At 42.3% G+C, this 12,575-nt stretch carries 10 protein-coding genes; 5 read left to right on the forward strand and 5 right to left on the reverse strand.

Features of this window, described 5'->3' with window-relative positions; all coding sequences use genetic code 11:
* Positions 1–12: 12 nt before the first annotated feature.
* From HGR01_RS18770 to secA, 4 genes are all read left to right on the forward strand, one after another.
* Positions 13–561 (forward strand): diheme cytochrome c, encoded by a 549-nt coding sequence (locus HGR01_RS18770; protein ID WP_096621648.1) that lies wholly within the window; start codon positions 13–15, stop codon positions 559–561.
* Between the two features lie 124 nt (positions 562–685).
* Entirely contained in the window at positions 686–943 is a 258-nt protein-coding gene (locus HGR01_RS18775) for a hypothetical protein (protein ID WP_045874651.1), read from the forward strand.
* Complete coding sequence (locus HGR01_RS18780; RefSeq protein ID WP_045874609.1) at positions 933–1,295, forward strand: type II toxin-antitoxin system RelE family toxin; 363 nt, start codon at positions 933–935, stop codon at positions 1,293–1,295. Before HGR01_RS18775 ends, HGR01_RS18780 begins: the two co-directional genes overlap by 11 nt.
* Positions 1,296–1,649: 354 nt before the next feature.
* On the forward strand, positions 1,650–4,442 hold the full coding sequence (gene secA, locus HGR01_RS18785) for a preprotein translocase subunit SecA (protein WP_045874608.1): 2,793 nt from the start codon (positions 1,650–1,652) through the stop codon (positions 4,440–4,442).
* 109 nt (positions 4,443–4,551) lie between these two features.
* Here the strand turns inward: secA and HGR01_RS18790 are convergent, their stop codons facing one another.
* The 4 genes from HGR01_RS18790 to HGR01_RS18805 form a co-directional block, all read right to left on the reverse strand.
* On the reverse strand, positions 4,552–5,193 hold the full coding sequence (locus tag HGR01_RS18790; RefSeq protein ID WP_045874607.1) for a Uma2 family endonuclease: 642 nt from the start codon (positions 5,191–5,193) through the stop codon (positions 4,552–4,554).
* A gap of 82 nt (positions 5,194–5,275) precedes the next feature.
* Positions 5,276–5,977 carry a carbonic anhydrase gene (locus tag HGR01_RS18795; protein ID WP_045874606.1) on the reverse strand — a complete coding sequence of 234 codons (702 nt, stop codon included), beginning with the start codon at positions 5,975–5,977 and terminating at the stop codon, positions 5,276–5,278.
* The gene (locus tag HGR01_RS18800) at positions 5,974–6,285 is read right to left on the reverse strand and encodes a P-II family nitrogen regulator (protein WP_045874605.1); all 312 of its coding nucleotides are present in this window, start codon (positions 6,283–6,285) and stop codon (positions 5,974–5,976) included. Before HGR01_RS18800 ends, HGR01_RS18795 begins: the two co-directional genes overlap by 4 nt.
* Before the next feature lie 4 nt (positions 6,286–6,289).
* Positions 6,290–7,258: a sodium-dependent bicarbonate transport family permease gene (locus HGR01_RS18805; protein ID WP_045874604.1), complete on the reverse strand. Its 969-nt coding sequence runs from the start codon at positions 7,256–7,258 to the stop codon at positions 6,290–6,292.
* Between the two features lie 165 nt (positions 7,259–7,423).
* On the opposite strand from HGR01_RS18805, the gene HGR01_RS18810 reads away from it, so the two are divergent.
* Complete coding sequence (locus HGR01_RS18810) at positions 7,424–7,762, forward strand: low molecular weight protein tyrosine phosphatase family protein (protein WP_045874603.1); 339 nt, start codon at positions 7,424–7,426, stop codon at positions 7,760–7,762.
* 36 nt (positions 7,763–7,798) lie between these two features.
* Here the strand turns inward: HGR01_RS18810 and HGR01_RS18815 are convergent, their stop codons facing one another.
* Positions 7,799–12,109, reverse strand: a complete 4,311-nt coding sequence (locus tag HGR01_RS18815; RefSeq protein ID WP_096621651.1) for a PAS domain-containing protein — start codon at positions 12,107–12,109, stop codon at positions 7,799–7,801.
* Between the last annotated feature and the right edge of the window lie 466 nt (positions 12,110–12,575).

Genomic DNA, 12,575 nt, shown 5'->3' on the forward strand with positions numbered 1-12,575 from the left:
GGGATGTGAGGAATGTCAAATCTTGTGAAGCGAAAAGTCCGCGATCGCCAATTCAAACGCCGACCTTTAGGTTTACTCTTGGTAGTATTGGCCTGGAGTTTAGCTATGGGTTGGTTGTTAGCCTTAGCTAGCAACGTCCAAGGTGCTACCCCAACATCACAAGTCGGTACAGTTGACGTAGTACCTCAACAATACCAACTTGGGCAAGAATTATATGTAGAAAACTGCTCAACTTGTCACATCCCCATACCACCAGAAGTTTTACCCACTCAAACTTGGAAAAACCTCCTCCAAGACTCGCAACACTACGGCGCACAGCTACAGCCTTTAATCGATCCACCCCGCATTTTAGTCTGGCGGTATCTGCAAACTTTTTCCCGTCCGCAACGCAAAGACGAAGAAACACCCTATCGCGTCAACAATTCACGTTATTTTAAAGCTTTGCATCCTAAAGTCAAGTTACAACGTCCTGTGCAAATTAATAGCTGTGTTAGCTGTCACCCCAGCGCCGCAGATTTCAATTTCCGTCAGTTGAGTCCAGAAATGGAGAATTCGCCGTGAGGGATTGGGGATAGGGGAAATAATTGTTGAGTAAAGACGCGATGAATCGCGTCTCTACAAGGCTTGACTCTGGGCTGGATTTAGGCGTGTTAGGATCTGCAACAAAAATAAGGTGGCTTGGCAGATGAAAGCGATCGAAGTGACTGGTAAGATTGACGCTCAAGGCAACCTGATTCTAGATGAGCCAATTCACGGAACAACCTATCCTCATCAGGTGCGGGTAATTGTATTGGTTCCAGAACCAGCAGAAACAGAAGAACTTGACCCAGATGATACACCAGTTGAGGAAATTAAAGCTAGCTTGAGGAGAGCCTTAAAGCAAGCAAAAATGGGACAAACTCGACCAATTAGCGAGTTATGGGACAGAATTGATGCAGAGTGATAACACGGTTTCAATTCGATTTGCTGATGAGTTTGAGGAGAAACTCTACAGACTCTCAAAAAGATTTCGCAATATTCGCTCTGATGTTCAACCCATTATCGAGCAATTACAACAAGGAAATATTGTAGGAGACAGGATTAGCGGTCTGGGTGAGGAGTATATTGTTTACAAGGTGAGAGTTCGCAACAGTAATATTCAAAAAGGTAAAAGCGGTGGATACCGCCTCATCTATCAACTTGAGTCACCCACAAGTATTTTGCTATTAACGATTTATTCCAAATCCGACCAAGAAGACATTGCTGCAAATGAAATCCGCAATATTCTAGCTGATTTTGATAGTGAGGAAGGATGAGGAGATGAAGAAGACAAGGGGACAAGGAGACAAAGGGAGAAAAGTAATTACCAATTACCCAATCCCCAGTCCCCAGTCCCCAACCCCCAACATGGGTGAAATCGCTACTTGAGCATGGTGGGCGTTCTCTGCCCCAGTCAGGGGTGAAATGATACTATTAATAGAGTCCAAACAATAAGATATGAAATAAAACCAATCATTTAGTAAACTGATTGGCCAGCGTTTTTGCTGTTTGTGAGTTAACTCTCATTTCATACCCATCAACAACCAAAATCGCTGGGTTGGGTTAAATTTTTATAATCTATTGCCGAAACTTTAATTCCCATCCCCCTCTATTTAGTGCCATAACCTGCCATGCTAAAAACTTTGTTGGGCGATCCCAACGCTCGTAAACTTAAAAAATACCAACCTTACATTACGGAAATTAACCTCTTAGAGGAAGATATTAAAGCGCTTTCCGATGAGGATTTAAAAGGCAAAACAGGCGAGTTTAGACAGCGGCTTGCCAAAGGGGAAACCCTTGATGATATTCTGCCAGAAGCTTTTGCCGTGGTTCGGGAAGCAGGACGGCGAGTTTTAGGCCTGCGGCACTTTGATGTGCAAATGTTGGGTGGTATTATTTTACACAGTGGGCAAATCGCGGAAATGAAGACTGGGGAAGGTAAAACCCTGGTGGCGACTTTGCCAAGTTATTTAAATGCACTGACTGGTAAAGGTGTACATGTTATTACCGTGAACGATTACCTGGCGCGTCGGGACGCGGAATGGATGGGTCAGGTGCATCGCTTCCTGGGATTGAGTGTAGGTCTAATTCAGGCGAACATGATTCCCAGTGAGCGTCAGAAAAATTATGACTGTGATATTACTTATGTCACTAATAGTGAGATAGGTTTTGATTACCTCCGGGATAATATGGCCACGTCAATGGCAGATGTGGTGCAGCGCCCATTCAATTACTGCGTTATCGACGAAGTAGACTCGATTTTAGTAGATGAAGCGCGGACACCGCTAATTATTTCTGGACAGGTGGAAAGACCTACCGAGAAATATTTACGAGCAGCTGAAATCTCCTTTGCTCTCAAAAAAGATGAGCATTATGAGGTAGATGAAAAAGCGCGGAACGTACTGTTGACTGATGAGGGCTTTGCGGAAGCCGAAAACCTGTTGGGTGTAACCGATTTATTTGACCCAGAAGACCCTTGGGCGCACTTTGTATTTAATGCGATTAAAGCCAAAGAACTGTTCCTGAAGGATGTCAACTATATCGTCCGCAATGACGAAGTAGTGATTGTTGATGAATTTACCGGACGGGTGCTTCCGGGAAGACGTTGGAGTGACGGTCTGCACCAAGCTATTGAAGCTAAAGAACATGTAGAAATTCAGCCAGAAACTCAAACTTTGGCAACAATTACCTATCAAAACCTGTTCTTGCTGTATCCCAAGTTGGGAGGAATGACCGGAACAGCCAAGACAGAAGAAGCTGAGTTTGAAAAAATCTACAAGCTGGAAGTCACCATTATTCCTACCAACCGGATCAGAAGACGGCAAGATTTGTCTGACATGGTCTTTAAGACAGAACCAGGCAAATGGCAAGCGATCGCCCGCGAATGTGGAGAAATGCACGAACTGGGTAGGCCTGTATTAGTTGGCACCACCAGCGTCGAAAAATCTGAGTATCTCAGCCAACTGCTGAAGCAGATGGAAATCCCCCACGAGTTACTCAACGCACGCCCCGAAAACGTGGAACGGGAAGCGGAAATTGTGGCTCAGGCAGGACGCAGAGGTGCTGTAACTATCGCCACTAACATGGCTGGTAGAGGTACAGATATCATCCTGGGTGGTAACTCCGAATACATGGCCCGACTGAAGCTGCGGGAATATTTTATGCCCCGGATTGTGCAGCCAGAAGATGAAGACACCTTTGGCGTACAAAGAGCATCTGGTTTACCCACAGGAAGCGGTGGCGGACAAGGCTTTGTCCCTGGGAAAAAAGTCAAAACTTGGCGCGCTTCTCCAGAAATTTTCCCCACTCAGCTATCCAAAGAAGCTGAACAGCAATTAAAAGAAGCTGTCGATTTAGCGGTGCGGGAATATGGCGATCGCAGTTTACCCGAATTAGAAGCCGAAGAAAAAGTAGCTGTCGCCGCCGAAAAAGCCCCCATTGATGACCCTGTAATTCAAAAATTGCGGGCTGCTTACAACCTTGTGAAGCACGAATACGAACAATTCACTAACCGCGAACATGAAGAAGTGGTGGAATTAGGTGGATTGCACGTAATTGGTACAGAACGTCACGAATCCCGCCGCATCGACAACCAATTGCGCGGACGTGCAGGTAGACAAGGTGACCCTGGTTCCACCAGATTCTTCCTCAGTTTAGAAGATAACTTACTGCGGATTTTTGGTGGCGATCGCGTTGCGGGTTTAATGAATGCCTTCAACGTCGAAGAAGATATGCCCATTGAATCTGGGATGCTGACTCGCAGTTTGGAAGGCGCACAGAAAAAAGTCGAAACCTACTACTACGATATCCGGAAGCAGGTATTTGAGTACGACGAAGTGATGAACAACCAACGTCGCGCCATCTACGCCGAACGCCGCCGGGTGCTAGAAGGTCAAGACCTGAAAGAACAGGTGATCACCTACGCCGAAAAAACAATGAGCGAAATCGTTGACTATTACATCAACGTCGATTTGCCCTCAGAAGAGTGGGAATTAGAAAAGTTGGTGGATAAAGTCAAGGAATTTGTCTATTTGTTAGGAGATATGCAGCCAAATCAGTTAGAAGATATGGCGGTAAATGAAATTAAAGCCTTCCTCCACGAACAGGTAAGAATTGCCTACGACCTCAAAGAAGCACAAATTGACCAAATTCAGCCAGGATTAATGCGTCAAGCCGAACGCTTCTTTATTTTGCAACGCATTGATACCCTGTGGCGGGAACACCTGCAACAAATGGATGCGCTGCGCGAATCTGTAGGATTGCGTGGTTATGGGCAAAAAGACCCATTAATTGAGTACAAGAGCGAAGGTTATGAACTCTTCTTGGATATGATGGTCAACATCCGCCGAGATGTGGTTTACTCCTTGTTCATGTTCCAGCCGCAGCCGCAACCTGTAGTGCAAACATCATCGGAGATGGTGTAGTCGGTTAATAAAATATTTCACGCAAAGACGCAAAGGCGCTAAGATGGCTTTGCGTCTTTTGTTTTGGCGGACATCACCATCAGCTTACATTCAGTATTCAAAATGTTCGCTACTCATTAGTTGCTAAATTTTCTCTTACCCATTCTCGAAACAAACGAATCAGAGCATTTTCTTTAGTCGTTTTCTTCAAATTTAAAAATCTTTCAATCTCTGATGAAGTGAGTAATGGAAAAGCGATACTACGACTACAATTTTGATATTGCTGATTTTCTAAGTGATATATGATTAAATTTTGTCCATCATAGCGCCATACTTCAGGTACACCTAGATCTGCATAAATATCCAGTCGATTAATTGAACTACTAGTAATATCAACTTCAATCGCTAAATCTGGTGGTGGATCTTGACTCAAATCAATTTGTTCTTTGTCCCAGACAGCCTGTTCATTTTGAATATAGTAACATTGGTCTGGTTCTAATCCTCTTCCCAAATCTTCGCGATCGCAGGTTCTCGACCCCAAACTCCGAATTTCAATTTCTAACTCTTCGCTTAAGGCTTCAACTAAACGCCCTAGCAGTTTTCTGTAAGTTTCATGGGGGTCTAACGGCATTCTGATTTCTAATAAACCCCGGTCATAGGTTAACCGCATCGCTGGCTGTTGCTCAAAGTCTTTGACTAAAAACTGATAAGTCTGCCAGCTAATATTACGGAGTATCACCCGATCAGGACTCTGAATTAATGTTGCCGTCATGGGTAAAGTGGGGTAGCTAGTGAACAATGTCCTTTTATTGATTGTAGTGCTTCCACGCTGTACCAGACGGCAAATTTATGCCCTAAGCGATAATACTGACTTTGCCTGTATCTAAATCGTAACGACCTCCCACAATTTTGAGTTTGCCGGATTGTAAACTTGCAGTTAAAAGACGCGATCGCTTTAAGCGTTCAATTTGATATTGCACATTGGCGACGACAGCGTTCTCCACTGGATCACCTGGCTGATTTTTCACTCTGGCGACGGCTGGCTTAATGGCTTTGACAAAGGTACTAATATCACCTAGTAGTACTTCGTTTTGCACGGCGGCGGTGACGGCTCCGCAACGCTCATGGCCCAGTACCATCAGTAAGGGTGAGCCTAACAGGGTTACAGCATATTCAATACTGCCACGGGCTTCTGGTGTGGCAATATTCCCCGCAATCCGAATATCAAAGATATCTCCGACACCTTGATCGAACAGAATTTCTACTGGTACTCGTGAATCTGCACAAGTGAGGATGGTTGCAAAGGGATATTGTGCTTGCGCTACTTCCTGCAAGCGCGCTGCTGATTGATCGGGGTATTGGGGTTGATGTTCGACAAACCGTTGATTCCCCTCAAGTAGCTTTTGCAATGCTTCATCGGGGCTGAGGGGTTGAGGCTTTTCTGCAGCTTGAGCCTGTGGAACTCGCCACAGTAAATCACTGGTAGATACCATCATCCCTAATGCACCAGTGATTCCTAACCTCAATATGTCACGACGTTGTAGAGAATGTTTCATAACGATGCAACACATTTCATAGAGCGAATTTCCATGACATCGGAGATGTAACAAGTACCACCAAACTTGTTAAGCAGTGGTCTAATATTTTCCACCACAGGCTTGATTTGCTCTGGCATACAAAAGGCGATGATATAGACATTATCAAGCATCGTCATATCTAAATCTTCGGCTGTACCTCGTAATCCTTTACCCGCAACTCCTCGGATAACAATGTGTCCATGTACGCCTGATTTGTCCAAACTATCTAATATTTTGGCCAGTTCAAAGGAGTTAGCGATAATTTCTATTTTTTTAACTAGGTGCATATTATTACCTCCACAACAGGTTAATTCCGTAGAGATATAACGGAATACCCACAATAATGTTGAACGGGAATGTGACTGCTAAAGCGGTAGAAACGTACAGGCTAGGGTTGGCCTCTGGAACAGTCATCCGCATAGCTGCGGGAACAGCGATGTAAGAGGCACTGGCACACAAAACAGCAAACAATAAGGCATCTCCTCGAGGCATACCGATGAATTTGGAAATTGCCAATCCAATGCCTGCATTAACTATGGGAATTAGTATGGCAAATAAGATCAGGAAAAGTCCGGTTTTTTGCAAGTCTTTAATTCTTCTGGCGGCCACTAATCCCATATCTAATAAAAAGAAGGTGAGAACGCCATAAAACATTCCTTGGGTGAAAGGTTCTAGGACGTGCCAACCATGTTCTCCTGTCAAAACGCCAATCACCAGGCTACCTACCAACAGAAAAACGGAACTATTGAGAAATGCTTCTTGTAACACTTCTGGCCAAGAAAATTCCCGCTTTTCATCTACTGTGAATATATTCACCAGGATCAGACCCACAATGATGGCTGGAGATTCCATGAGAGCTAAAGCTGCTACCATGTAGCCATCAAAAGCAATACCAAGCTCGCTTAAAAAGGCACTAGCGGTGATGAAGGTGACAGCACTGATAGAACCATAAGTTGCAGCGATCGCAGCAGCATCGTAGGTATCCAGCTTGAGTTTTAAGATAAAAAAGGTGTAAATCGGAACAAAACAAGCCATCAACATGGCTGCCAAGAGCGTCAAAACGACTTCTTGAGTGATGCCACTTTTAATCAATTCTACTCCGCCTTTAAAACCAATCGCAAATAGCAGGTATAGCGAAAACAGTTTAGGTACAGGCGGCGGAATTTCTAAATCAGACTTGACAAAAACAGCTGTCATCCCTAAAAAGAAAAACAGGATGGGCGGATTTAGGATGTTGGATATGATCAAACTAGGATCCATATTCATCCCTCCTGATGCTGATAAAACCAACAATTAAAAAAACTTTGCATCTTTCAAAATTTAACGATTGACTCATGATGTATCGTGTATTGCTACCTCATGTCAATTGGGTGCGATCGCTCAATCTACTAAGCACACTTTTGTTTTTATAAATCTTAATTAATAATGCAAAAACTTTTATTTTTATGTAGTCAGAATCGCTTGCGAAGCCCTACCGCCGAAGTTATTTTTGCAGAATATGAAGAATTAGAAACCGACTCAGCAGGGCTGGATCATTATGCTGAAGTTCCAGTCTCCACAGAAGCGATCGCCTGGGCAGATATAATTTTTGTCATGGAAAAGTCACATAAACAAAAGCTAGCTAAGAATTTTCAGCCTTTTCTGAAGAACAAGCGAGTAATTTGTTTAGATATTCCCGATGAATATGAATATATGGAACCCGCTTTAATTGAGCTATTAAAAAAGAAAGTACTGCCTTTATTGGGTAAAAAGGATAATAGGTAAAAGGCAAAAGGGCAGGGAGATAAGAAGAAATTCCCATTACCCATTACCCATTACCATTCTTTCCAATTCCAAAGCTTCTCTTACCCTTTGATGCTCTATTTCAAGTTGCTCAACTAAATAAGCAGCATTATCCATACTTTCAGCTATACCAATCATTTCTAATTTTCGGCATAATTGAGCGAAAATGACAGCACCAATTGTCAAACTTGATGATATTAAAGAATGAGCAATTTGGCGAATTGCTAAAGTATTTTGTTGCTCAACTGCCTGAGAAATTGCTAATAGCTTTTGTGGTGTATCATCTAAATAACATTCAATTATCTCTACTAAAAGGTTAGTATCATCAATTGCTAACTCTTTTAAAGATTGAAAAGTTGTAGTATCGATAGCGGGTAACAGAGTTTCTGGAGAACTAATTTCTGGTTGGTTAAAAGTATTGATTTCTAAATTATTAATATCTTGATTAATCTTCGATGAATGTAAGGTTTTATAGTTGTCGAAAGCTTGGACAAGAGCCTCAGAACGAATTGGTTTAGTAATGTAGTCATTCATTCCGGCGCTGAGACATTCTTCTTTGTCGCCTTGCATAGCATGAGCTGTCATGGCAATAATCCAAGGTTGGCTTTGATCCACGCATTCTTGACGAATTTGGCGTGTTGTTTCTAATCCATCCATTTCTGGCATTTGTACATCCATAAAGACTAGATCGTAAGGTTGTCGGCGCAAAGCCGAGAGTGCTTCTAGCCCATTATTGGCGACATCAGCCTGATAACCTAAGCGCTCTAACATTTTTAAAGCTACCTTTTGGTTAAAAGTAATATCTTCGACCAATAAAATACTTAAGGGTAATTGTTGACTCAATTCAGAATCAAAGACTTGCGGTAGCGAAGATTGCACAGGTAAAACAGAAGTTTTTTGTCCTGTGAAGATGCAAATGCAGAGATCTAAAAAATGCGATCGCTTAATTGGTTTATTCAGAATACCGACAAAGTTGGATGTTGCTGGCTGTTCTGAGTTTGGTAATTCTCCCACAGAACTGAGCAACACTAGGGGTAAATCTTGACAGCCTGGTAAAGAGTGAATTTTTGCTGCCAGAGCTAAAGCATTCATTTGTAGCAGCTGCATATCTAAAATAGCTAAATCAAATTTTTCCCCGGAGGTAATATATTCCAATGCTTGCCAGGCTGAGGTTGCTGCACACACTTCCATACCCCAGCTTGAGGCTTGCAGGGTAATAATTTGGCGATTAGTTTCGTTGCAATCTACTATTAACAGTTTTTTGCCTGATAAATTTGGCTGCACAATATCAAGTTCAAATTTTTCAGAACTGGAAACTGCTTGTGCCACTATGGTGAAATAAAAGGTTGAACCGACTCCCACCTCGCTTTGTACCCACATGGTACCGCCCATAAATTCACTTAAGCGCTTGCTGATGGCTAAACCTAATCCTGTACCCCCATATTGGCGAGTCATGGATGCATCAACTTGGCTAAAAGGCTTAAAGAGTCGCTCCATTCTATCTTTAGGAATGCCAATACCTGTATCTTTAACAGCAAATTGAATTTGGTATTCTTGGGGACTGATTAACTGTTGGGCTGTGACATAAACTACAACTTCCCCTGCTTCTGTAAATTTGACTGCATTACCCAACAAATTGATTAAAGTTTGTCTGACTCTGGTGATATCCCCCATAATTGTGTTTGGGGTGTGGCTTTCCATCAAATAGGCTAAATTGATGCCTTTGGCATTAGCTTGCGGCGCAAGTAAATCTAAAGCTTCTTCGATACATTTATCTAACTTGAAAGCATGTCTCTCTAAGTCCAACTTGCCAGACTCAATCTTCGAGAAATCCAAAATATCATTGATGATGGCAAGTAAAGTATCGCTACTGCTACGAATAATTTCTAAAAATTCTCGTTGCTGGGGAGTAATTGTCATATCTAGCAGCAAGCCTGTTAAACCGATCACAGCATTCATCGGCGTGCGAATTTCATGGCTCATCATCGCTAAAAACTCGCTCTTGGCGCGGTTGGCAGCTTCTGCTTGCCGTTTGGCTTGCTCTAGGGCAAAGTTTTTTAACGTCAGTTCTTCTCGCTGGCGAGTTTCTTGTTCTAAAAGGTGAGCCTGCGCTAAGGCGATACCTAGTTGTGCAGCAACGGCTTCAAATAATTCAATTTCTTCCTGATTCCATTGCCGAACATGACTGTATTGATATAAGCTAATGCCGCCGTTCGGTTGTCCTTGATAGGAAGTGCGGACAGAAAGCAGGGATTTTAGTCCTGTGGCTTCGCATTTGAGGTTAGAGGCTTGGATTAATGGATCAGTGTAGACATTAGGAGAAGCGATCGCTCGATCCTGAGCAATGATCTGCTGAATATAGGGATTATTATCAATGGCAATCTCCATATCGAGCATGGATGTATAATCAGGTACGACATACTCTGCGACTACAGGAATTTGTGGTATAGGCTCACTAATGTAGGAGTGAATCAAACAACGATCAACAACAAATACTTTGCCAATTTGAGTAGCAGCTGTTTCAAATATTTCTTGGCTATCTAGACTATGGCGAATTTCTTGGGTGATTTTTTCTAATAGCAATGTGTGTTGTAATTGTTTTTGCAGAGCTTCTTCCGCAAGTTTACGTAAGCGCAGCTCGTTGTAAACATCGCTGATATCAACACAAGAACCGATATATCCAGCAAAGCTACCATCAGCATGAAAGCGTGGTATGCCTGTGTCTAAAATCCAACGGTATTCACCGTCAGCACGACGCAAACGGTACTCCATCTTAAAGGGTTGACGAGCATTAAATGCAGTCCAATAGGTATTGAAAGTGTTTTTTAAGTCATCAGGATGTATTCCTTTTGCCCAGCCATCCTTGAGTTCTTCTTCTAGAGTGCATCCGGTGAAATTTAACCAAGTTTGATTAAAAAAAGTACAATTTCCCTCAGTATCAACCACCCATAACAACACAGGCGCACTATCTGCCATAATGCGAAATCGCCCTTCGCTTTCTTTTAAAGCGGCTTCGATTTGTTTGCGATCGCTAATGTCGGTGTGAGAACCTACCATCCGCATGACATTTCCGACTTCATCCCAAAGCGCTTTTCCCCGATCCAGAATCCATTTATAACTCCCGTCCTTACATAGCATTCGATATTCGGTTATGTAAAAAGGAGTTGTTTTCGCAAAATGGTCATGAACAACCTGCGTTACATCTGGTAAATCCTCTGGATGCACTCGTTTTGACCATTCATCCAAATTATGAGAAATTTCGTGGTCTTGATACCCCAACATTTCTTTCCAGCGTACAGAGAAAAAGACTTCATTGGTTTTTAGGTTCCAGTCCCAAATACCATCATTATTTCCTTGTAGTGCTAATTGCCAACGTTCTTCTTTTTCTTTGAGTATTGCTTTTGCTTGATTTTGCTCCAGAATTTTCAGCGCTAGTTCTTGATTGATGATTGCAATCTGACGATTGCTCAACATGGCTACTTGAGCAAAATATACTAATAAGCTCATTGCACCAGCTAGCCATAAGCCAGCAAACAAAAGAATTTCTGGGATTGGGGAATGCAAGTTGGTTAATAAATCGGAAGTAGGATCAACCTTGATTCGCCAGTTCAACCCATAAAATTCTATCTTTTGTTCTGTTTGCCAGGAAAATAGCTCTGGTAGTTCTAAATCGTGGCTGTAAATCAACTCCTGACCATCAAATAACTTTAGTTTGTAACCTGATGGCAAATTTATAAATGATTCTAAAAAAGGTTGAATCTGCACAACGGCGACGATTAATCCCTCAAACTTATCTTCTTGAAAGATAGGTAGATATACGAAAAATCCTTTCTTACCAGGAGAGACATCGACTGTTTTAGTGAAAATAATTTGGCGGCGATCGCGAGCTGCTGTTAGCGCAGTTAGTTGTTGGGGTTGCTGACTAAGGTCGAGATTTTGTAGCGCTTCATTCCCCGCTAACGGCACAATTCGCTGTACCCGAAATGATGAGTCAACTAATGCGATCGCTTGATAGCCTGTAAAGTCATGCACATAGGCGGCTGCATCCACTTTCCATTCCTGTTGTGCAGCCACGCCACCAATTTGCCAGTGCTTTCTCATCCGCTGCAATGCTTGAATGCGACTTTGTAATTGGTTAGTCACTTGAGTTTGCACTGCGATCGCTTGCTGTTGAATCAGTTGCTCGACATTGTTTTTTTCTTGTGTTAATAATTTTTGCCAGAGTATAACAACCGCAACTGAGACCACAACACCAACTAACAATGAAAGCAATGCCTGTTTGCTGTAGCTTTTCACTGATTTTAACCAATGATATCCGTGCTGCCTCATTAATTAATCATCCTCTGGAACATCAATGCTTGTTCACTGCAAGAAATATAAGGAATAGGTGAAAAGTAATACTACTCGGTTGCAACTGATAATTTGATTTGGGGCAAAGGTGAAAGAATTATGGTTACAGGTATTTTATTTGCCTTTTTCCCATTAACCGATAAGTATTGAGCTAGGAGATGCTTCTGCTGATCAATTGGGTACTACCAACCTTTGGTGATTAAGAATGATACAAAATATTAGTTCTCATCAGTTTTAGTTTTAATTATGGAACTGGGTAATAGTAATCGTACAATTACGGAGTAAATACATATAGATGTAGTAAAGTTAAGGTTGTCTGACTATCTGAAGCAGAGGTGGCTGTGTTAATACTCATGACAGTTGGCAGTTTTAATAAAGTAGCGTTTTACCCAGATATTGGCTAAAAATGACTTTCCAATCACAAATAATTGCAGTGGTATTTCCT

This window comes from Tolypothrix sp. PCC 7712 (assembly GCF_025860405.1).
Taxonomy (GTDB): Bacteria; Cyanobacteriota; Cyanobacteriia; order Cyanobacteriales; family Nostocaceae; genus Aulosira; species Aulosira diplosiphon.

Coding starts and splice junctions, on each gene's coding strand:
- HGR01_RS18770 (WP_096621648.1), top strand. CDS start 13: ATGTCAAATCTTGTGAAGCGAAAAGTCCGCGATCGCCAATTCAAACGC.
- HGR01_RS18775 (WP_045874651.1), top strand. CDS start 686: ATGAAAGCGATCGAAGTGACTGGTAAGATTGACGCTCAAGGCAACCTG.
- HGR01_RS18780 (WP_045874609.1), top strand. CDS start 933: ATGCAGAGTGATAACACGGTTTCAATTCGATTTGCTGATGAGTTTGAG.
- secA (WP_045874608.1), top strand. CDS start 1,650: ATGCTAAAAACTTTGTTGGGCGATCCCAACGCTCGTAAACTTAAAAAA.
- HGR01_RS18790 (WP_045874607.1), bottom strand. CDS start 5,193: ATGACGGCAACATTAATTCAGAGTCCTGATCGGGTGATACTCCGTAAT.
- HGR01_RS18795 (WP_045874606.1), bottom strand. CDS start 5,977: ATGAAACATTCTCTACAACGTCGTGACATATTGAGGTTAGGAATCACT.
- HGR01_RS18800 (WP_045874605.1), bottom strand. CDS start 6,285: ATGCACCTAGTTAAAAAAATAGAAATTATCGCTAACTCCTTTGAACTG.
- HGR01_RS18805 (WP_045874604.1), bottom strand. CDS start 7,258: ATGGATCCTAGTTTGATCATATCCAACATCCTAAATCCGCCCATCCTG.
- HGR01_RS18810 (WP_045874603.1), top strand. CDS start 7,424: ATGCAAAAACTTTTATTTTTATGTAGTCAGAATCGCTTGCGAAGCCCT.
- HGR01_RS18815 (WP_096621651.1), bottom strand. CDS start 12,109: ATGAGGCAGCACGGATATCATTGGTTAAAATCAGTGAAAAGCTACAGC.